A 21,452-nucleotide genomic window follows, 5' to 3' on the forward strand; every position below is an offset into this window, starting at 1 on the left:
TAAATGCTACTAATATATGAGGAAATCAAATGAATGAAATCGTTCTCATTGCTCTAAAAAGGCCCTACACCTTCGTGGTCCTCGCTATTCTAATTCTGTTCTTCGGGATACAATCTATTTTCAAGGCCCCCACGGATGTTTTTCCAAACATCAAGATACCTGTCATTTCGGTAGTTTGGGGTTACCAAGGTATGCTTCCTGAAGATGTTGCGGGAAGGATCACTTATTTTTTTGAAAGAGCATTAACTAGTACTGTAGAGGGGATCAAAAGTATTAATAGCAGATCCTACTACGGAAGTAGCATCATCAATATTGAATTGCAACCTCATACAGATCTTGCAGGCGCAGAAGCGGAGGTGGCTGCGATCTCGCAGACAGTAGTCACTTCATTGCCTCCGGATATTTCCCCTCCTATGATTATGCGTCTGGAGGCGTCATCCGTTCCGGTTGCGATGCTCCAAGTCACATCCGAGAAGATGACTCCCGCAGAACTTTATAACCTCGCATTCATGAGGATCCGTTCTCTACTCGTCACTATTCCTGGTGCGATCATTCCTCAGCCATATGGCGGGACCCCGATGCAATTATTGGTCTCGTTAGATAAGCAAAAACTTTTATCTAGGAACCTATCGCCTATGGATGTATTCAAGGCGTTTAACGAGCAGAGCGCAGTGTTACCTGCGGGGGACCAGAAGATCGGCAAAACCGATTGGATGGTAATGACAAACGCAATCCCTATCCAAGTAGAAGATTTTAATAATATTCCGATCAAGAGAGTCGGGAATAGCACATTCTTCATGAGGGATGTTGCGAGTGTTGCATTAGGCGGCCCTCCCCAATTGAACTCGGTCCTCGTGGATGGAAAACAATCCGTCTTGATCGTAGTAATGAAGAGTGGCGATGCATCCACTCTTGATGTGGTAGACGGAATTCGTAAGACCATGCCTAGGATCAAAGAAATTTCTCCGGACGACGTGGAGATCAAACTATTAAACGACGCTTCTATCTTCGTTAAGGACTCTATAGAGAATGTAGTTCATGAAATGGTATTGGCTGCCGGTCTTACCGGACTTGTAGTGTTACTATTTTTAGGTTCTTGGAGAGCGACTACGATCATCGCCACTTCCATCCCGCTTTCTCTTTTAAGCTCCATCATAGGTCTTCATTTGATCGGAGAATCCATCAACGTAATGACCTTAGGTGGTTTGGCATTAGCAGTGGGTATCCTCGTGGACGATGCCACGGTTATGATAGAGAATATAGATACTCATATTGAAATGGGAAAACCATTGGAGAAGGCGATCATCGATGCTGCGAATGAGATCGTAATTCCTACATTCGTAGCAACTCTTGCGATCGTTATCGTTTGGTTCCCTCTTTTTCAATTGAGCGGAGTCTCCGGTTGGTTATTCAAACCGATGGCCGAAGCGGTCGCTCTCGCAATGATCGCGTCCTTCATTCTTTCGAGAACTCTTGTTCCAACCATGGCAAAATATTTGCTAACTGCTCACCATTCTCCGGAAGCTCACAAACATGGTTCCGGTCCTAAATCTGCAGCGAAAAATCATACAACTCCTACTTCCGTTAAAAAAACGAACTCCCGTTTCGCTTTTATTATGGAATGGGTCGATTTTTTAATACGTTTTCAAAAAGGATTCGAACGCAACTTCACCGAATTTAGGGAACGTTATTATATTCTTCTCCAACAAGTCGTGGGGAATCGCAAAAAGTTCGTGCTCGTATTCTTAGGGATAGCGACAGGTTCCCTTCTTCTATTCTATTTGAACGGTAGGGACTTCTTTCCTGAGATCAAGGCAGGAACCTTGCAGATGCATATGCGTGCTCCTCTAGGAACCAGGATAGAAGTGTCGGGAAGGATCGCCACCTTGGTTTCGGAAGATATTAAAAAACTACTTCCAGGTAAGGTTGAAAGTGTTCTGAGTAACTGCGGTCTTCCGGTAGGACCTCATAACCTTGCGTTCATCCCTACTCCTACGATCGGTTCGCAAGATTGCGACTTAACGATTTCCTTAAAAGATGAAGAATCTCCCGTATGGGATTACAGACAAACTTTGAGAAAAGGATTAAGCGAACTTTATCCAGGTACTGTATTCACATTCCAACCTGCAGACTTGACTGCAAAGATCCTGAACTTCGGCTCACCTTCTCCAATCGATATTCAGATCAACGGAATGGATCTGGAGAAAAATTTCGAATTCGCTCAGAAACTTCAAGGTAAACTAAGAACCATTCCGGGTTCGGCGGATGTAGTGATCCAACAAACAATGAGCACACCTACTTTGCTTGTGGATGGAAATAGAAGTTTAGGAATTAATCTTGATCTGCCTATGAAATCGGTCGCGGAGAATATGTTACTCGCAACTTCGGGAAGCCAACAGATAGACCAAGAGTATTGGATGGACCGCAAAACAGGTCTTTCTTACCAGATCAATATCTATGTGCCTCAGCCTCAAATGAGAAGGACGGAAGACTTACTCACTGTTCCTGTCAATCGAGGCGACCTACAGGATAATTCAGAAAATGGAATACAACTCTTAGGGAACGTAGCCAATATCACTCCAACTGGAACTCCCGGTTTGGTAACTCACCAAAACCTTTTACCTCTTATCGACGTATATGTTTCTGCAGAAGGCAGGGACTTAGGAGGAGTTTTGAGCGACGCTCAAAAGATCATGGAATCCATGAAGAGAGAACTTCCTAGGGGAGCTGCAATTGAGATCCTTGGCCAAGCGGAGACAATGAGAAGCGCCTATATAGAACTCATTGGCGGACTATTTGTGGCAATTCTTCTGGTTTATCTTTTGATCGTAGTGAACTTCCAATCCTGGACAGATCCGTTCATTATTATCACCGCATTGCCTGGCGCCTTAGCTGGAATTGCCTGGTCCCTGTTTCTCACACGCACATATATTTCGGTACCTGCCTTAACCGGAGCGATCATGTGTATGGGAACTGCTACTGCAAACTCTATATTAGTAGTTTCTTATGCAAGGGACCGTCTAGCAGTTCATGGAGACGCGGTAAGAGCCGCTATCGAAGCGGGATATTCACGGATCAGACCGGTACTTATGACCGCATCCGCAATGATCATCGGAATGGTGCCTATGTCCGTAAGTAATTCCCAAAATGCTCCTTTGGGTAGAGCAGTGATCGGAGGATTAGCTGTTGCGACGTTCGCTACTCTATTCTTCGTTCCTTGTATCTACGCGATCATCTATAACAACCGTGCAAAAATTCAAAAGGAAAATTCCAAATGATACCATCATTACCTAAAAAGAAACTTGTAACACTATCCTCGATTTCATTCGGAGTTATATTTCTGTGCTATATATTCTACCAACAGATACATAGTGCGGAAGAATTCCGAAAAGAAGCCTTAGAAGCGTCCATTCCGAACGTTTCCGTAGTAAGTCCTACGCCTCCCAACCCTTTGGAGACGATCACTCTTCCGGGAACGGTTCGTGCATGGTATGAAGCGGTTATCTATGCTCAAGTCCCAGGTTACGTAAAAATGTGGTATAAAGACTACGGAGCGGAAGTGAAAGAAGGAGACGTACTTGCAAGGATCAAGGTACCCGCTCTGGATGCGGAATATGCACAAGCAGAAGCGGACCTAGATTCCCAAAGAGCAAAATACAAACTAGCGGCAGTAACTGCGGACAGATATCTAGCATTAAGAAGTTCTCATGCTGTTTCAGAACAGTCCATTTCCGTAGCGGTTGCCGACAAAAATTCGGAAGAAGCAAAATTGAAATCCGCGGAAAAGAACGTGGATAAGTACAAAGCAAAGATCAATTTCAAAACGATAGTCGCTCCTTTTAACGGTGTAGTGATCCAAAGGAATATAAACGTTGGGGATTACGTTACTCAAGAAGGAAATATCGACGATAGTAAAACTCCTTCCAACCTATTTACCGTAGCGGATATTCATAAAATGAGATTATTCGTTTCGGTTCCGGGAACTTTTGCTTACTTATTGAAACCAGGTTTAACTGCGGAACTTACCGTTCAACAATTCCCGAATCGGAAATTTGTAGCGAACTTTCTTACTATCTCTAAAGGTTTCGATCTGAACATGAGAACCGTAATTGCGGAATTCACAATAGATAATAAGGACAAATCCTTATGGCCGGGTTCTTATGCACAAGTTACCCTTACGGCGCCCGTTAAAAAAGATCTTTTGACAATCCCGTCCAGTTCTTTGGTATTCGATGAAAACGGCACCCAAGTCGCAACCGTCACACAGGACAATAAAGTTCACTTTAAGCCGATCACCGTGAACAAGATCATAGATTCTGTCATAGAAGTAAGAGATGGAGTTAGCACAGATGATCGTATAGTCAATAACCCTTCCGCATCTTTGCTGGAAGGAGATCAAGTAAGAGTGGTAGAGCCAAGAACCGGATATTCTGATATGAATTTCTCTAAGAAAGAAGGTTCAAAATTAGTACCGGTAGCTTCCAAATGAACCAATCTCAAAAAATGTATAAAACAAAGAAGAGAAGCGCCGGCTTAGTACGAGTAGTTTCTCTCCTTTCTTTGGCTGTCTTATTGGTTTCTTGTTTGAACGGTCCCGCATTTGATCTTGCTCCTAAATATTTAAGTCCAGACTATGTCGTGCCGGATTCTTGGAGCGGATCGGGTCCTTTTGTGAAAGCAAATCCTTCCGAAGGAGAAGCTATACAAGCGGATTGGTGGAAACTTTTTAATGATCCTGTATTGAATAAATTAGAAGAGCAAGCGATCACTGCGAATCCGGATCTGCAAGCTGCCGCAGAAAGATTTATACAAGCAAGGGATGCGATGCTTAAGGTCCGTTCCCAATTGATACCTCACCTAGGAGTGGGTTTAAGCGGATCGAATAACAAACAATCCGATAACCGACTATTTAGAGGAGCAGGAGAAGCGACACAAGAAGGAACCGCGTCTTTAGGAGGTATTGCTTCATGGGAACCTGACTTTTGGTCTTCTATCAGAAATTCTACAAGAGCACAAATTTATAATGCACAATCTGTGGCCGCCGATTATGCACTTGCTCGATTGAGCTTACAAGCGGAACTTGCAGCCGATTATTTTACATTCAGAGGTCTGAACGCTCAGGACACAACGTACCGTCAATCGATAGAATTTTACGAACAATCTTTAAATCTTGTAAATGAAAGATACAAAGGTGGTATAGCTCCGGAACTGGACGTTCAGAGAGCACAATATCTTTTATCCAGTACCCAGGCAAAACGTTTAGACATACAATCAAAGATGAGAGTAACGGAGAATGCGATCGCAATCCTACTCAATAGAGCGCCTTCTGGATTCAAGATCCCCCCTGTGGAAGAAGTCCACGTTGTTGCGTTCAAGGTTCCTGCTACCCTACCTTCTACACTATTGGAACGTAGGCCTGATATTGCTTCTATGGAACGTAAAATGGCAATAGCAAATCGTAATATAGGTATAGCACGCGCGGCATTCTTTCCCAATATTTCGTTTAGTGCCGGAGGTGGATTTGAAGGAGGAGTCAACTTAGTTCAACTCGCGAATAGTTTCTGGTCTTATGGTTCCACGGTTTCTCTTCCTATTTTCCAAGGGGGGTATCGTAGAGCTCAATTGCAACAAGCCTGGTCTGCCTATCGGGAAACGGAAGACAATTATCGTTCCACTGTCTTAAACGCATTTAGAGAAGTGGAGAACGGACTTACGGAAACCACCTTTATGTCGGAACAATCCCAACGCCAGGACCAAGCAGTAGAAGCGGCATCACAAGTACAGAATATGACAATGGCTCTGTATAAAGGAGGCTTAAGTAACAGTTTGGAATTGATCTATGCTCAGGTAAATACCCTGGATGCCCGAATAGATGCAATTTTAGTTAAAACCGAATTAAATAGAGCCTCCGTTCGATTGATAAGGGCGTTGGGTGGTGGCTGGAAAAATACCAAATTGCCTGCCGACGATGAGATCCAACCTTTTAATATATTCGATTTTTCTAATTCTACAAAACCTGATTCTGCGGGAGGAATCGATGTAGACGTTGAGGAAAATAACTCTAAGAATAAGGACTTAACAGCGCCAAGTTTAGATAAATAATCGCGGTCTTGTAGTTTCCTATTCGTCAGGTTTGTGTTGACTTATCTTGCTAATCTAAAATTCTTTGGTGTGCTCAAATTCAAATATTATTCTAGTCTAATCTGTATTTTCTCGCTTATTTTATTTACTACGCCGGCAGACGCATGGTGGAATCACTTTCTATTCAACCGACCGGCGCTCGAAGCTATGCCAGAGTTAGTATCTGCACCTAAGGTAAAAGTTGAATCTTTAGAAGACTTCCTACTTAAAGAACAAGATAAACTTATCCCTCTTATGAGGGATATGGAGAAGGAAGCGAATCTCAATTACGACAAAAGCGCTCCTCTTCCGGAAACATTATCGTTTAAAGGTGGAGATAGAAAGACGATCCGAAATCATTTTCTTAGGGCGCTAAGGCTGAATACCGGAACACCGTTAGGTTATTTTTTACAACATCTTCCAGGACACCCTCCGCTCGGCAAAAGATCGGACCCAATGACAGTAAGTATCTATGGGGAGAAGGACCTAAAACAAGATTACGAATTTTATGATATTCGAATGGGAGAACTTGTAAGCCCGTTGGAAGTGCTTGCTACTGCAGGAGACGAACCCGATTTCGGATTAGATCTAAACCTATTCGAAGACAACGGAGAAATTTTCGGAAAAGATTACGCTTTCGGAATACAATCCTTCGGAGATCCTAAGGTCTACTATGCGACCCAAGTGCCGTTTCATATCGGCTATTATCATGAATCTCCGATCATCTTTGCCGCTGCGGAGTTCCTTACCCGGACATATCCTCAGTACAGAGTTTTTCAATTCATGACACTTTCTCGTTATGCTTTTCAAAGTGGACATCCATATTGGGGCTATCGCTTTTTAGGATGGGGATTACATTATGTTACGGATCTTACTCAACCGTATCATTCCAGAGTTCTTCCGAATTTCGGAACGATCAGTATGCTTTGGATCAATCTAAAAGCTATTCTTGGGTTCGAAAGCGCTAAAAACGATGCAATCGATAGAATCTCGAGTCGTCATACCACCATTGAAAAATATCATTTTAGTACTTTAAAAAATGCGTATAAAAGTAAAAATCTAGTTCATCCTTTCATTGTAAGCGTAAGACAAACGGATTTAGATAATAATTACGGTTCGTACGATAATTCCTACATGGTAAATGTAGTGGCAAAACAAAGTTATGATCTTTCCGATCGTATCGATACTCTCATTGATGAATCGAATCTATTAAACGGTTTTTCGGAAGGAAAACTATCAAATGAGATCAATAAAAAGTCTTTAAAGGATTTGGACTCAACAATCACCGAACATATGAGAAGTGTGGGTTCCCATATCCGTAATTATGTAAGGACCGGATTAAAATAAAACTAAGGAAAGAATAAAACCCTATAATTAGGAGAATCCGCGACCCATACTCCGCAAGGAGCGACAGCCACTGCAGGAGTACTACCGATGAGTTTATCAGATATTGTCATTGTAGAATTTCTGGTCACAAAGTCAGGTTCTCCTAAAACATTGTCCGCTGCTTGACCGCTTAAAAACGGAGGAGAAAAGCGAATAGCTCTTTGGTTTCCATTATCGGCGACCCAAACGGCCCCGTTTGCGGCGAAGCTTACTCCGTTCGGATTTGATAAGTTGACTTGAGTTGTAGCAGAGGTGGCGGTAACAAAATCAGGCTGCCCAAGCACTAGGTCCGCATTCATTCCTGTCGAGAAAGGTGGAGTAAATCTAAGGATACGATGATTTCCCGTATCCGCAACCCATACATGTCCGCTAGGATCAACTCCTACTCCGAATGGATTGACCATTCGATTTACGGCAGTCCCACCTCCATATGAAATAAAATCCGCTTGCCCAAGAACGATATCCGCGTTCATACCGGAAGTCAATGGAGGAGAATAATGTAAGACTCTACTATTAAAATAATCCGCGACCCAAACTCCACCGCCGGAATCCACTGAAACTCCGAACGGGTTGTTCATCGTATTTTGAGTAGTCGAGCCTGTTCCGGTTCCGAGAGTAATATCGGACGGGGTGCTAGAATTCATTCCCGCAGGATAATGCAGAACTGAATCTCCTAAACTTAAAGTTACCCAAAGACCTCCATTAGCATCCACAGCTATAGCCCTAGGTACTGTCGATGTACCAGTAGTAAGTATAATATCTGCATTTTGGTTGGTACGTAAAGGTGCAGAGAAATGCATTACACGGTCATAATTTCCGTCCGAAACCCAGGCCCCTCCTTGATGATCCAATACAAACCCGGAGGCTCCAACTTGGTTTATACCTGTTCCGAAAGCGTTGCTTGTAAAATCGGGCTGGCCAAGAACGATCTTAGCAGATTCACCCTGTTTTAAGACTCCGCATTCATTTGCAGCCAAGGAACAGGAAGAACTAGTATCATTTATAAGATATTTGATAAGTTGGTCTTTGAAAAAAGTATCGCTGGACGGATCACATGGATTTTCCGTCGGGATCGCACCACATTGTAAAAAGAAGGTAAGAATAATCGCAAATATAGGAAAGTTTCGGTACAATAAAACCATGTGGATTATCAGACGAATACGATAACTAAGTACAATCCTCTTCTTTCGTATAGAAATAAATTAATTTCCACAAGTAGACTGATCCCTTGTTCGGGGGATACGTGTATAGAAGTAGACCCAGCCATATAGAGGTCACTCGAACGAGTTCTAATCCAAAAAAGAAATATATTGAGTAGGATATATTATATATTCATAATGTTATCATCATTTTTAATGCACAGATTTTAAATATATGGACTGTTCGTTCAATGTTTTTTATCATAACAAACGCTTTAAAAAGAAAAAACTTCAGTTCTATAATAGAATCTCTAGAAAAAATAAACGGTATATAAGTATATCCTGTTTAATATCCTCACACATACATATAAATCCGTGATTGAATTGGGAATTCAATGGAGAGAATTTAAAATGTTTAACAGAAGGAAAATGAAAATTTTTTGTTCTGTTTCGGTGGTCTTTGCTATATTAGCAAGTTGTTCCCCCGAAACGGACCAAGCGTATTTACCTTTCTCACTTCCAAAATCGGCTAAGTCCGCATACCGCTCCGTGATGTCTTTGGCAGTACCGACCACTCCTCCGGTCGTGCCGCTAAGTACGAACGGTAGATATATCGTGGATTCGAACAATAACCGTTTCAAATTGAAAGCGGTGAACTGGTATGGAGCGAGTGATACTCGTCAGGTAGTGGGAGGCTTGGATAAACAACCTATCTCTCATATTATTTCTTTAATACAAGAATGGGGCTTTAATTCAGTTAGATTACCTTTTTCTAATTTAATGCTGCATGATGCGAATATCGTTCCGAACGAATATGTAGCGGCTAATCCCCAATTTTTCGGCAAGACACCTTTAGAGATCTATGACCAAACCGTTGCAGCTTTGACCGCTGCGGGGATCGTAGTTGTCTTAAACAACCACACTACTTTTTCAGAATGGTGTTGTGGGTTCGACTATAACGGCCAATGGTATCATACAGGATCTTCCTTCGCTTATAACCAAACTCCAGAAATGTGGAAAGCGGATTGGGTTTTCTTAGTAAATCGTTATAAGGATAACAAGTTAGTTGCCGCTGCGGATCTTAGGAACGAAGTTCGCACCCAACGTTTTAACGACACTCATCTACCGAATAGCCCTAACTGGGGTTGGAATAATATAGACGATTGGCGTAAGGCTGCCGGCGAGGCGGGAAATGATATCTTACGCGCAAACCCGGACATGGTCATTGTTGTAGAAGGTATCAACTGGTGGGGAGCAATCCCGATCTTAGGTTCAGGAGAACGCCCTCACCTAAAACCTGTTAGAGATCTTCAAGTACATATTCGTAATGTAAACAAGCTGGTTTATGCCGCTCATAATTACGGATTTATCGGACCTAAACATAACGGAGACGATGCAACATCGGGGGGAAATATCAAATACAAGGATATGGATCTAACTACTTTCCGGAACACTATCACCGACGAATGGGGATATGTTACCGATCCGGATGCGGTTACGACTGCTCCTGTTTGGGTGAGTGAATTCGGAGCTTCTCCTGGAGAAACCAATCCTGCAGATAGAGAGTGGCTCAAAAGACTTGTGGATTATTTAATCGAGAAGGATCTTGATTTCGCATTCTGGCCTCTGAATGGAGAAGACGAATGGGGATTAGTTACTTCCGATTGGTCTCAAACCAAAAGAGGGAACTGGCGTGATGAACATATGGACCGCCTTCTCGCCTTCAATGGTAAGACTGGATCTGTTGCGTATGTGGACCATTTGACCAAGATCGGCTTTAACGGTGTAGATGATAACGTAAGTACGATCGATAACGACTGGTTATCAGGTGCAAACAAAGGAACCTGTCCGGACGGAGAACGTCTATTAGGGTTAAGCCGCGACCAAAGAGCACTTTGTAGTGATACTAAATACGGAAAACTTTGGCATACTGACCGTGCGATTAATGTACAGGCAGTGTATGAGACTACTACTCGTTACCATGGCACGGGAGATTGGGCAGGCGGATTTACAAAATACGAATGTCCTAACGACTACTATGTTGCAGGTGCGACCAAACATTCTTGGGGAACAAGTGGTATACTTTGTGCTCACAGTAAGGTTCCTCTTGCTAACTCTTGCCGAACTATCTGGTTCGATAGAGGAGATAGCCGTTCTTCTCAGCGTGGAGGAGACTGGGCGCCTGGTTCTTATAAAGGACAATGTGCCGACAGTGAATACGTAGCTGGGGTTGCCCAAAGAGACGGAGGAGGAGCTGCACTTCTATGTTGTTCTTCTCCATTGAGTGGAGAATTACCTTTAGTATATAAGGCAAAAAATCTATCTCACCGCACTGGATTTGCAGAAGGTGATGCTTGGGTTGTAACCACCGCGGATCATTGGGCGGATCACATCATCTATGGTCCTTATGACAGAGATCGTTGGGGAACCGGGAACAAAAGAGCTGTATTCCGCATGTTAGTGGATGTTACTAACGCGAATAACGATAAGGTTGTCACCATAGACGTTTACGATGGCCAAGATGTATTAGCAAGAAGGGACGTTTACAGACATGAGTTTTCCGGCCCGGGCCAATACACCAACTTCTCATTAGATTTTAATATAGCACCAGATAAAGCGGATCGCCCTATGGAAGTTCGCGCATGGTGGTATGATAATTCTTATGTGAAGACGGAGAACGTTACCATTCAAAATAGATAATGAACTTCGGATCTCCTTCGCCTGTCGTTTCCACGGGCGGAGGGATTTTACGAATGAATTAGTACTTTTCTAAGAATCCAGGGATCTCAACCTAAGAGAATGGAATCCCGGAAAATCCCTCCCAATTACTGGACATATACCTCAGATAAAATGTTCTCCGAAGTCGGTTCCGGACCGAACGGCCTAGGCGAATCCGAAGCTAGGGAAAGATTGAGAATATATGGGAAAAATAGTTTCGGTTCCGCTCAAAAGGTCGCCGGGATCGTTCTGTTTCTAAGACAATTTGCGAATCCGATTACGATCATTCTACTTTTTGCTTCCGGTTTGTCCTGGTTTTTAAGCGATCCAACTGACGGGATCATCATACAGTGTATCGTTTTTCTGAGTAGTATCTTGGGTTACTGGCAGGAAAAAAGCGCAAGCGACTCACTCCATTCCTTATTGTCGATGGTTCGATTAAATGCCTCTACGATTCGAGATAATTCTGAATCTGAATTGGATTCTCAATCCTTAGTGCCGGGAGATCTGATCCGATTACGAGTCGGGGACATCGTACCCGCAGATGCATATCTGATAGATTCGGACCGTTTGTTTTTGGATGAAGCTGCGTTCACTGGAGAAACTTTTCCGGTTGAAAAAATTCCCGGATCATTACCGGAAGAAACCTCACTTTCTAAACGATCGAACTTATTGTACATGGGTTCCCATGTAGTCAGTGGTTCCGGCTCTGCCTTGATCTACGCTACTGGAAAACGTACCCAATTCGGGGAGATCTACAAACGATTAAACGAAAGAAAACCGGAAACCGATTTTGAAAAAGGGATTCGCAAATTTGGTAACCTTCTTCTGGAGATTACTCTAGGCTTAGTATTGGTGATCCTTGGTATCAACGTATTGCTGGAAAAACCGATCTTAGACTCCTTTTTATTTGCGTTAGCGATCGCTGTAGGACTTACGCCTCAACTACTTCCCGCAATCATCAATGTAAATTTGGCCCAAGGCGCCAAACAAATGAGCCAAAAAAAAGTAATCGTAAAACGTCTGAACTCCATCGAAAATTTCGGTAGTATGGATGTACTCTGTTCCGATAAAACGGGAACATTAACAGAGGGAGTCGTACGAGTACATACAAGCGTTGATCCGAATGGAAATCCAAACCAAGATGTACTAAAATTCGCATCGATCAACGCAAACCTAGAAAGCGGTTTCCAAAACCCGATGGACCTTGCTATCAGCAGAGAATGTCCTATCTCGGCCGATAACATCCCTAAATCCGGGGAACTCTCTTACGATTTTCATAGAAAGAGGATCACTGTAATCGCCGAGATAGATGGAAAACGCACCGCTATCTGTAAAGGTGCAAGCGTGCCTCTTTTGGAGATCTGTGATCGATATATAGATAACCAAGGAAAGATCCTTCCCATATCTAAAGAATTGGAATCCATTCAAACAATACATGAAACGTTTAGTCGGAACGGGTATCGTACGATTGGGATCGCAGTTAAAGAAATCCATGAAAACGATCCGATCGACTATGAGATCGAATCCTCCATGGTGTTCATGGGATTCGTTGCCTTTTCCGATTCTGCAAAAGCGGGGATCCAAGATACGATCCGAAACTTAGGGGATTTGGGCATTCGACTCAAAATGATCACAGGCGATAACAGATGGATCGCAGAACAAGTCGCCAAGTCTGTGGGAATTTCCAACGTGTCGGTACTTACTGGAGATGAATTACAAAGTATCGGAGAAGAAGCATTAAGGGTACGAGTGGAAAAAACGGATGTTTTCGCGGAAATAGAACCGAACCAAAAACAAAGGATCATATTAGCCCTAAAAAAAGCGGGTCACGTCGTGGGATATATCGGAGATGGGATCAACGACGCATCCGCATTACACTCCGCCGACGTAGGAATATCGGTGGATTCTGCGGTAGATGTTGCAAAAGAAGCAGCGGATATCGTATTGTTGGAAAAAAATTTAGCAGTATTATTAGATGGAGTCAAAGAAGGGCGCGTAACGTTTGCGAATACACTCAAATACGTGTTTATGGCGACAAGTGCGAATTTCGGGAATATGTTCAGCGTGGCAGGGGCCTCCGCTTTCCTAAGCTATCTTCCGCTCTTGCCCAAGCAGATCTTATTGACCAATCTATTGACGGATCTGCCGGAAATGACAATCGCATCGGACGAAGTGGATCAAAACTGGATCGTTCGCCCACGTAAATGGGACATCAAATTTATCGGCAGATTTATGCTAGTGTTCGGCTTCTTAAGCTCTCTTTTCGATTATGCAACATTCGGCTTGTTACTATTCGGATTAGGCGCGAACGAAACACAATTCCAAACAGGATGGTTTACCGAATCCGTCGTGTCCGCAAGCCTAATCGTATTAGTGATCCGTACTAAAAACGTATTTTATCGTAGCCGACCTGGAAAATTATTATTGGGAGCCACAGCGCTCTGCCTAGGCTTCGTAATTGCTATCCCCTATCTTCCCTTGGCAAAAACATTCGGCTTCGGTCGTCTGCCATTAATATTCTACGGTTATTTACTTGGAATAATCGTACTCTATGTAGGGTCGGCAGAATTCGCAAAATTTCTTTTTTATAAAAAAGAAAACTGAAACAAAGATAAAAAGTCTAGTTACAGGTCCACGATCACTCTCAAAAAAGTAGCCGGGATTGAAATTCCGACATTGCCGCTTTGATTCTGTTCAATCGCTAACTCTATGAGTTGTTTGCGTAACTCATGGAGTTTTCCGTTCTTCTCCGCCGCTTCAAAAGCGCCCATTGTCGGACCGTAAAATTTTCCGAGCAATTCTATCAAATCCTCCGGGCTTTTATCCGGTGAAATAAAGTTATATGTGTCTTTGAGTAAGGAAATTCTCTCCTCTTTCACTCCGGCTTTAGAAAAATAATCCGTAACATAAGATTTCATTCCCCAAGTCATCGGACTAACAAAACCTTCGGGAGGCGGAGGTGAAAAAGATGCGCTTATCTTTAATAGTTGTGAAACGAACGAAGTGGGATCGTTTGGGATCCAGTTACCCATTACAATACGACCTCCAGGCTTCGTAACCCGAACCATTTCACTTGCGACATCAAACGGTTTAGGAGCGAACATTGCACCGAATATGGAAATAGTCAGATCGAAAGAACGATCCGGGATATCTTGCAAATTACATGCATCTCCTTCCTGGAATCGCAAATTGGAAAGACCTTCTTCCTTTGCTCGTTTGTTACCCGCTTCTACCAGATTTTTTGCAATGTCAATTCCGATAACTTCAGATCCTGTTCTTGCAAGCGGGATCGCGGTAGTTCCGTCCCCGGATCCTAGATCCAAAATCCTAAGCGGAGATATTATCCCAAGATGAGTTACAAGTTCTTCTCCTGACCTGCGCATCAAAGATGCGATCTCCGTAAAATCACCCTTTTGCCATAACGTTTTGTTCGGGTTTTCGGTTTTCGAATCCAAAGCTAGCTTTATCATATAAGTGTAGATCCTATTATAGAGTAGTATATTCTTTCCAACCTTCTACCCGATATAAGGGGCAGAATAAATTCTCAGTGACAGGATGATTATATTTGCGGATGATGAAAGCTCCTTGTATAATTCTGCAACCTTGGGTAAAAACTTTACAGGCTATCGTTATGGAAATTAATTCTCGACCGCTCGATCGACAGGAAAGGATCTGTATTTGGGGGAGCCGTTGTTTATTTGCTGGGTATCTTCCGGATCTAACGTTACGCCGAAGAGCGGCAGCCACAGTCTGTATCGGCTTGGATGGTGAATTCCAAGTTTCTTTGAACGATACCGATTGGATCGGTTTTCGTTCCGCACTCATCCCTCCGATGGCGGATCATTCCATCCGATTTTCGGGAAAGTTTTGCGTTTTGCTTTTTATGGATTTAAGCAGCCCTAATTACGAATCTTTAAGAGCATCTAACTTAGAAAGTGAAACCGACGGCATCTTTATTTCCTTAAGAGAAGAAGAACAACTGCTCGACAAGATCGGCCAAATATTATCCGCTGATCCTGATTCAGAAGAGTCTCTTATAGAGCTATTAAATCAGATCCCTCCTATACTGGAGAACGATTCCAGAATAATAGATCCTCGTATCCAAAAGATAGTCGAATTAATTACTACAATGCCTCACGAAGATCATTCCGCAAAAGATCTGGCGGAATTTGCAGGTATGTCCGTTTCCAATTTAGAGCATCAGTTTAAAAAAGAGATCGGGATCCCATTTCATTCTTTTCGCACTTGGTTCAGACTTAAGCTAACCGTATATTCACTCCTACACGGAATGAATCATACTGATTCGGCCCATCGCGCAGGATTTTTCGATTCCGCTCATTTTACCCGCACCTTTCGGGCAACGTTCGGATTGCCTCCTTCCGAAATATTCAGAAGCACAAGACATTTAAAATCGTTTATAGAAGTACCTGCAAGTTACGCAGAAGCTTGAAAATTCCCGCATATTAATAATAAGCAATGTATTAGTTTCCATTCTATTCATAGCTAAGATAAGTTCTCATTTCCCCCTTACCTTTCACATCTATCAATCTTCTAATTTCTATTCGCGAAGTGTCTTCAAGAAGATCATAAGTTGTTTCCGAGATCTGGATCCTACCTGGAACACCGTGAGATTCCAATCGACTGGCAGTATTCACAGCATCGCCCCAAAGATCATAAGCGAATTTTTTCTTACCGATCACACCTGCGACAACTGGACCGGAATGGATACCGATCCGCATCCTTAAAGGTCTTCCCGACGGGTCCCGCAAAGTTTTAACAAAGTTTTGTATTTCAATCGCCATTTTCATTGCGCTTTCCGCGTGATTTTCATGCCAAATCGGAATTCCGGAAACTGCCATGTATGCATCTCCGATCGTTTTTATTTTTTCCATTCCGTATTTTTCTGCGAGAAGATCCAAATGGGAAAACACATCATTCAAAAAATGCACCAAAGATTCGGGAGATACCTTTTGTGAAAGCACAGTGAAATTCTCAATATCTGCAAATAATATAGAAACCATCTGATAACCGTCAGCAATCGTAGATGGATCTCTTTTAAGTCTTTCCGCTATAGGCTCAGGAAGAATATTCAGAAGAAGGTTCTCCGCTCTATCATGCTCTTGTTTATTTTTAGAAATAAAATAGTATAAACTAAAAAAAGTTAAAGTACCGGCGCCTACGATATTGATCACAAAAAACAATACCTGCAAATTTCGCTCCACCTTCGGTATAGGTAAATGCAGATAAAATTCCGCCAAACCGCTAAAGACCAAAACGATCAGAAATAATCCGAACCAGATCAAACCTTGGCGAATGGGAGCGAATGATAGAGCTCCTAGTGGACAAAGGATCGCCCAAATGATGACGGCACCTGAATTTTCAAAACCGCCCAAACTCAATTGCAAAAGTACAGGAAGAATAAGGATGAAAAAAAATTGGAGGAATCTAAATGCCAAATACTTACCGGTAACAAAAACAAAAAATAGACTTAATAAACTTAAGATCGCATAAGCTCCCGGGATTATAGCCGATTGCGGAAATCCTAATATAAAATATAGAACGCTCCATAAAAATCCCGCCGCAGTAAATGCCATCGAAAAATTGACGAGCCCTTTCTTGTGAAGTGTATCTCTTTCTTTCGTCCTCATGTGACAACTCCCTTTTCATCAATGGACTGATGTAATATGTTTCTCCGTTTGTATAATCCTGCAAAACCGTAAAAAATCCGACTTACTTTACATTTTTTTCAAAACAGTTGCAGAATTATACAAGGAAAGAAGGTGGAAGAACCATATATTGATGTATATGCACGTTACAAAGGGTAAAATTTAAAAAATGAAAGATGTATTCTTTTACCAGTTATTCGAATCACAATCTTCGACTTATACTTACTTGATCGCCGATAAAGAAACCAGAGAGGCAGCGATAATAGATCCGGTTTGGGAAACAGTAGATAGAGATCTAAAACTGATCAGAGAATTAGGTCTCTATTTAATGTATATACTAGAAACTCATATTCATGCAGATCATATCACCGGAGCTTCGGAGATCCGAAAAAACACAATGGCCCAAACTGCGGCAAGCGCTTTAGCGGAAATAGATTGTGTGGATATTTTGCTCGAAGACGGGCGTATTCTTCCTCTTGGAAACAAAAACATTAAAGCAATCGCGACTCCAGGGCACACTAACGCATGCATGAGTTTTCTATTCGAAGGAATGGTGTTTACGGGAGACTCGCTCCTGATCCGAGGCACAGGAAGAACGGACTTCCAAGAAGGATCTGCTTCGAAATTGTACGATAGTATAACCCAAAAATTATTCTCTCTTCCTGATGAAACAGAAGTTTATCCAGCGCATGATTACCAAGGTTTCACTAACACCACAATCGCATTAGAAAAGAAATTAAACCCTAGGATCGGAGGAAATCGTACTAAAGAAGATTTCCAAAAGATAATGAGAGAACTACAACTTACCGCTCCCAAAAAAATGCATGTAGCCTTACCGGCGAATACAGGATGCGGAAATTTGGAAATCGTAAGAACGATGACACCTCAAACTATATTAGGAATTCCTACTGTTTTGAATGAGGATGTATTTAAGAAAATCGGAAAAGTGAAAATAATAGATGTACGTTCTTCCGAGGAGTTCCACGGAGAATTAGGCCATATTCGAACTTCCCAACTGGTTACATTGGGCTCTGATTTAACCAAATTTTTAGAAGCAGGAGATCGTTTCGAAGAGATCGTATTCGTATGTCGGAGTGGCAAACGTTCTCATCAAGCCACGGAAGAAAGTATTCGTTTAGGTTATAAATTCACATCCAATATGGCGGGCGGGATGGTGAATTGGAACGAGAAATACCTGCCTAAGGAGTAATAAGAATGGCAACAGAATGGATAATGGGTCTTATCGGCGGAGTAGTGATCGGCATCGCCGTTTCCTTAATGCTTTTATGGAACGGAAGAGTGACCGGAGTCAGCAGCATTGTATATGGCGTATTAATTCCTAGCAAGGGAGATCTTGCTTGGAGATGGTATTTTATAGTCGGGTTACTTATAGGAGGTCTTTCTTTGAAAGCCACCGCCCCTGAACTTTTAGCAGTGGAGATCCAGACGAAAGAATGGATTGGGGCGCTTGCAGGAGTATTCGTCGGATTCGGCGCGATGTTAGGAGGAGGTTGCACAAGCGGACATGGAGTTTGCGGAGTAAGTAGAGTTTCTCCAAGATCCATAGTAGCCACAATCGTATTTATGACGGCGGGAATGGCAGCAGTAGTATTACTTAGAAAAGTAGGGAGCTTGCATGAAATATAATATTGGAGCGTTAGTCGTAGGCCTATTATTCGCTATCGGACTAGGCATATCAGGGATTTTACAACCTGCAAACATAATAGGATTCTTGGATGTATTCGGAAAATGGAACCCTACCCTACTTTTCACGATGGCAGGTGCAGTGGGAGTCCATTTCATCACTTACAAATTCATTCGAAAAAGAAAAACCCCAATGTTCTCCAAGGATTGGTTCATCCCGACCCGCCAAGAAATAACTCCTGCCTTGATCATCGGAAGCCTAATTTTTGGGATCGGTTGGGGACTTGGAGGTTATTGTCCAACAGTTTCAGTCACTACCCTTGCAAGTTTCGAAACAAGACCTTTAATCGTTTTTGCAAGTATCATTTTAGGAATGTTACTATTTTGGTTTTTGGATAAGAAAACAAATTTGAAAAGTAAATTAGAATAAGCAACTATGCTGATCTTAGGATATATAACTTCCTTTATCATGGGAATCCTGCTCGGTCTGATCGGCGCCGGAGGTTCAATTCTCACGGTTCCCATACTTTTTTACTTTTTTGGACAAGATGCGGCGTTCGCCACAACAAACTCTATGTTCATAGTCGGAATAGCCTCGTTTGTAGGAGCGGTAATCCAAGCCAAAAAAGGAAATACTAATATAAAAGTTGGAATGTATTTCGCCCTACCAAGTTTCATCGGAATTTATATTGCCAGATATTTTCTTCTTCCATCGATTCCCAACATCTTAATTTCAAATTTTGGAATTACGCTGACAAAATCTTTGTTCATTATGATCCTATTTGCTATCTTAATGGTTTTCAGTTCCTATACGATGATCCGCTCAGGCAATCCACTCCCGACAATATCATTAAAATCGAATATACTATCGTATAACTTTTTATCCATTGGGCTCAAAGGATTGATCGTAGGCATGATCACAGGATTTGTAGGTGCAGGGGGAGGATTTCTTATCATTCCCGCACTTACAATTCTACTCAAATTCCCGATCAGACAAGCCATAGGAACATCACTCGCAATCATCGCCGCAAACTCACTTTTCGGATTCGCAATCAGTTTCAGATCGGTGCAAACTGAGAACTGCCCTTTACTTCTATTTATCTGCGGTGTAGGAATTGCAGGAATGTTTTTAGGACAGAATCTTTCTTCAAAAATAAATGAAAGGAATCTAAAAATTGGATTCGGTTATTTTGCGTTAGCTGTGGCATCCCTAATCCTTTGGGACCAGGGAATGAAGTTGTAAGTTACTAATTGCCATTCGATACTAGCAATTTAAGGTTAGGCAACTTTCTTTCCGATATGTTTTATCAGACCTGGAGTATGAATGCGCTACAACCGTATCCTCATTGCACCCGACAAATTCAAAGGAACACTTAGCGCAGCGCGTGCCGCAAGGGCAATGTGCTCTGGTGTTCGCTCTGCTTGGGGTGACTCGATCCGGGTGGTTGAACTCCCTCTGGCCGATGGCGGAGAAGGAAGTCTTGTTGCTCTCCATTCATTGCGACCGAAGCTAAACCTTCTAGTAGATATCCTTCCAGATGCAGGCGGGTTCAACCGCTCAGTTTGTTATCTCGCCGACGAGACAGATGCATACTTTGAATCCGCACGATTACTTTCATTAAACTTCAAAGGTAATCGACGACTTCCTCTTCTTGACAGAACAAGCCGTGGCCTTGGCCGTTGGGTTCGCAATATGTTGGCCTCGAAAAAAAGGAATTTGTTTTTATTTCTCGGAGGCACAGCAATATGCGACGGTGGATTAGGGATCTTACATGAATTCGGGTTTCAACTGCTGGACAGCAAAGGTAACCCGGTGCATTCTCTGAGAAATTTGCCTAATGCAAGGAGGCTCGTACCTCCAACTTCATTTGCCATAATAGAAACCAACATCAAAATGCTTTCGGATGTAACCAATCCTCTATTAGGTCCTAAGGGCGCCCCCAAATTGTTTGCCCCTCAGAAAGGCGCCACACAAAGCGATGTGTCTTTATTAGAAGAAGGCCTCGAGCAACTTTCCCATTTGTGGGCTGAATTTTCTGAACAAAGCGACACAAATTGGCCGGGTGGAGTCGGTGCAGGAGGTGGAATTGCGCTCCCATTTCTCGGAATGGCAAAAGAGCGCGCTACTCTTGGCTCTGGTTCTCTTTTCTTTTTGCAGGAATCCGGATTGGCCGACATGATTCGTCCGGGCGATTTGGTACTAACAGGGGAAGGTAGAACCGATGCAGGTACCTTAGCAGGTAAGCTCGTGGATGCAGTAGTTCACCTTTGCCGTAAGATTGGAGCGGACTGTTTGGTAGTCAGCGGGTCCGTCGCCGATCAAGACAGATTAGATGCAGCCAATTATCCCAAGACAATAGAAGTCTCAACCAATGGTAGAGTGCCTTTACGTAAAGATGCAGCGAATGAACTGTCCCGGGCCGTTACTCGAGCTCTATCCGCGATGAAATAATTTTATTTCACGAAATCTAAAGTAAGTCTAGTCCATAAAAATACGTTCAGATTCGCTCGCAATCGGCACCGAAAAAGAGCGGTGGCGATTGAAAGGAAAGGATTACTATCTATTTAATACACGTAATCCGAACCGAGGACCACCTTTCCTCCAATCCAGAACCGCCCCTTCCATTAGAAATACCGAAAATATAAACCTCTTCCCAACACCCCTACCTAAACACTACAACCCAGCACTAAACACTGATTACTTCACGGAAATAACCAAGAAGATACTTAATGACTTCTACCCAAAACACTGTCCTACTCCTGAATGTAACAATAG

At 42.7% G+C, this 21,452-nt stretch carries 15 protein-coding genes and 1 pseudogene; 13 read left to right on the forward strand and 3 right to left on the reverse strand.

The features are described 5' to 3' along the window. Positions 1–29: 29 nt before the first annotated feature. The 4 genes from LEP1GSC185_RS15870 (at position 30) to LEP1GSC185_RS15885 (ending at position 7,467) form a co-directional block, all read left to right on the forward strand. The gene (locus LEP1GSC185_RS15870) at positions 30–3,278 is read left to right on the forward strand and encodes an efflux RND transporter permease subunit (protein ID WP_008597083.1); all 3,249 of its coding nucleotides are present in this window, start codon (positions 30–32) and stop codon (positions 3,276–3,278) included. Further along, positions 3,275–4,489: an efflux RND transporter periplasmic adaptor subunit gene (locus tag LEP1GSC185_RS15875; protein ID WP_008590013.1), complete on the forward strand. Its 1,215-nt coding sequence runs from the start codon at positions 3,275–3,277 to the stop codon at positions 4,487–4,489. The genes LEP1GSC185_RS15870 and LEP1GSC185_RS15875 overlap by 4 nt, the downstream gene beginning before the upstream one ends. Continuing rightward, entirely contained in the window at positions 4,486–6,102 is a 1,617-nt protein-coding gene (locus LEP1GSC185_RS15880; RefSeq protein ID WP_008590119.1) for an efflux transporter outer membrane subunit, read from the forward strand. The genes LEP1GSC185_RS15875 and LEP1GSC185_RS15880 overlap by 4 nt, the downstream gene beginning before the upstream one ends. Positions 6,103–6,288: 186 nt before the next feature. Next, positions 6,289–7,467, forward strand: a complete 1,179-nt coding sequence (locus tag LEP1GSC185_RS15885; protein ID WP_008591778.1) for a phospholipase C/P1 nuclease family protein — start codon at positions 6,289–6,291, stop codon at positions 7,465–7,467. Between the two features lie 2 nt (positions 7,468–7,469). On the opposite strand, the gene LEP1GSC185_RS15890 is transcribed toward LEP1GSC185_RS15885, so the two are convergent. Further along, complete coding sequence (locus LEP1GSC185_RS15890; protein WP_008590403.1) at positions 7,470–8,648, reverse strand: NHL repeat-containing protein; 1,179 nt, start codon at positions 8,646–8,648, stop codon at positions 7,470–7,472. Between the two features lie 408 nt (positions 8,649–9,056). Here LEP1GSC185_RS15890 and LEP1GSC185_RS15895 point away from each other — a divergent pair, with 408 nt between their 5' ends. Further along, entirely contained in the window at positions 9,057–11,345 is a 2,289-nt protein-coding gene (locus tag LEP1GSC185_RS15895) for a glycoside hydrolase family 5 protein (RefSeq protein ID WP_008590879.1), read from the forward strand. Between the two features lie 99 nt (positions 11,346–11,444). After that, the gene (mgtA, locus tag LEP1GSC185_RS15900; protein WP_008597100.1) at positions 11,445–13,970 is read left to right on the forward strand and encodes a magnesium-translocating P-type ATPase; all 2,526 of its coding nucleotides are present in this window, start codon (positions 11,445–11,447) and stop codon (positions 13,968–13,970) included. Positions 13,971–13,990: 20 nt separating this feature from the next. Here mgtA and LEP1GSC185_RS15905 read toward each other — a convergent pair whose 3' ends face one another. After that, positions 13,991–14,836 carry a class I SAM-dependent methyltransferase gene (locus tag LEP1GSC185_RS15905; protein ID WP_008589996.1) on the reverse strand — a complete coding sequence of 282 codons (846 nt, stop codon included), beginning with the start codon at positions 14,834–14,836 and terminating at the stop codon, positions 13,991–13,993. Between the two features lie 161 nt (positions 14,837–14,997). Between LEP1GSC185_RS15905 and LEP1GSC185_RS15910 the strand changes: the two genes are divergently transcribed. Further along, entirely contained in the window at positions 14,998–15,816 is an 819-nt protein-coding gene (locus LEP1GSC185_RS15910; protein ID WP_232298405.1) for a helix-turn-helix transcriptional regulator, read from the forward strand. 43 nt (positions 15,817–15,859) lie between these two features. On the opposite strand, the gene LEP1GSC185_RS15915 is transcribed toward LEP1GSC185_RS15910, so the two are convergent. Beyond that, positions 15,860–17,014, reverse strand: coding sequence for an adenylate/guanylate cyclase domain-containing protein (locus LEP1GSC185_RS15915; RefSeq protein WP_008589752.1), 1,155 nt, complete (start codon positions 17,012–17,014; stop codon positions 15,860–15,862). Positions 17,015–17,201: 187 nt separating this feature from the next. On the opposite strand from LEP1GSC185_RS15915, the gene LEP1GSC185_RS15920 reads away from it, so the two are divergent. From LEP1GSC185_RS15920 to LEP1GSC185_RS19755, 6 genes and pseudogenes are all read left to right on the forward strand, one after another. Beyond that, entirely contained in the window at positions 17,202–18,242 is a 1,041-nt protein-coding gene (locus LEP1GSC185_RS15920; RefSeq protein ID WP_008590839.1) for an MBL fold metallo-hydrolase, read from the forward strand. A gap of 5 nt (positions 18,243–18,247) precedes the next feature. Beyond that, positions 18,248–18,679: a YeeE/YedE family protein gene (locus LEP1GSC185_RS15925; protein ID WP_008589698.1), complete on the forward strand. Its 432-nt coding sequence runs from the start codon at positions 18,248–18,250 to the stop codon at positions 18,677–18,679. Further along, a complete protein-coding gene (locus LEP1GSC185_RS15930; protein WP_008590198.1) occupies positions 18,669–19,106 on the forward strand; it encodes a DUF6691 family protein in 438 nt (145 codons plus the stop codon). The genes LEP1GSC185_RS15925 and LEP1GSC185_RS15930 overlap by 11 nt, the downstream gene beginning before the upstream one ends. A 6-nt stretch (positions 19,107–19,112) precedes the next feature. Next, a complete protein-coding gene (locus LEP1GSC185_RS15935; RefSeq protein ID WP_008589389.1) occupies positions 19,113–19,919 on the forward strand; it encodes a sulfite exporter TauE/SafE family protein in 807 nt (268 codons plus the stop codon). Positions 19,920–20,000: 81 nt separating this feature from the next. Further along, a complete protein-coding gene (locus LEP1GSC185_RS15940; RefSeq protein ID WP_008590766.1) occupies positions 20,001–21,128 on the forward strand; it encodes a glycerate kinase in 1,128 nt (375 codons plus the stop codon). Between the two features lie 88 nt (positions 21,129–21,216). Continuing rightward, a pseudogene (locus LEP1GSC185_RS19755) lies at positions 21,217–21,452 on the forward strand (transposase); the annotation flags it as partial.

The sequence above is a fragment of the Leptospira licerasiae serovar Varillal str. VAR 010 genome (assembly GCF_000244755.1).
Classification (GTDB): domain Bacteria; phylum Spirochaetota; class Leptospiria; order Leptospirales; family Leptospiraceae; genus Leptospira_B; species Leptospira_B licerasiae.

What these genes read in the sequence shown, in the direction of transcription:
- LEP1GSC185_RS15870 (WP_008597083.1), top strand. Translation starts at nt 30, where the DNA reads ATGAATGAAATCGTTCTCATTGCTCTAAAAAGGCCCTACACCTTCGTG.
- LEP1GSC185_RS15875 (WP_008590013.1), top strand. Translation starts at nt 3,275, where the DNA reads ATGATACCATCATTACCTAAAAAGAAACTTGTAACACTATCCTCGATT.
- LEP1GSC185_RS15880 (WP_008590119.1), top strand. Translation starts at nt 4,486, where the DNA reads ATGAACCAATCTCAAAAAATGTATAAAACAAAGAAGAGAAGCGCCGGC.
- LEP1GSC185_RS15885 (WP_008591778.1), top strand. Translation starts at nt 6,289, where the DNA reads ATGCCAGAGTTAGTATCTGCACCTAAGGTAAAAGTTGAATCTTTAGAA.
- LEP1GSC185_RS15890 (WP_008590403.1), bottom strand. Translation starts at nt 8,648, where the DNA reads ATGGTTTTATTGTACCGAAACTTTCCTATATTTGCGATTATTCTTACC.
- LEP1GSC185_RS15895 (WP_008590879.1), top strand. Translation starts at nt 9,057, where the DNA reads ATGTTTAACAGAAGGAAAATGAAAATTTTTTGTTCTGTTTCGGTGGTC.
- mgtA (WP_008597100.1), top strand. Translation starts at nt 11,445, where the DNA reads ATGGAATCCCGGAAAATCCCTCCCAATTACTGGACATATACCTCAGAT.
- LEP1GSC185_RS15905 (WP_008589996.1), bottom strand. Translation starts at nt 14,836, where the DNA reads ATGATAAAGCTAGCTTTGGATTCGAAAACCGAAAACCCGAACAAAACG.
- LEP1GSC185_RS15910 (WP_232298405.1), top strand. Translation starts at nt 14,998, where the DNA reads ATGGAAATTAATTCTCGACCGCTCGATCGACAGGAAAGGATCTGTATT.
- LEP1GSC185_RS15915 (WP_008589752.1), bottom strand. Translation starts at nt 17,014, where the DNA reads ATGAGGACGAAAGAAAGAGATACACTTCACAAGAAAGGGCTCGTCAAT.
- LEP1GSC185_RS15920 (WP_008590839.1), top strand. Translation starts at nt 17,202, where the DNA reads ATGAAAGATGTATTCTTTTACCAGTTATTCGAATCACAATCTTCGACT.
- LEP1GSC185_RS15925 (WP_008589698.1), top strand. Translation starts at nt 18,248, where the DNA reads ATGGCAACAGAATGGATAATGGGTCTTATCGGCGGAGTAGTGATCGGC.
- LEP1GSC185_RS15930 (WP_008590198.1), top strand. Translation starts at nt 18,669, where the DNA reads ATGAAATATAATATTGGAGCGTTAGTCGTAGGCCTATTATTCGCTATC.
- LEP1GSC185_RS15935 (WP_008589389.1), top strand. Translation starts at nt 19,113, where the DNA reads ATGCTGATCTTAGGATATATAACTTCCTTTATCATGGGAATCCTGCTC.
- LEP1GSC185_RS15940 (WP_008590766.1), top strand. Translation starts at nt 20,001, where the DNA reads ATGCGCTACAACCGTATCCTCATTGCACCCGACAAATTCAAAGGAACA.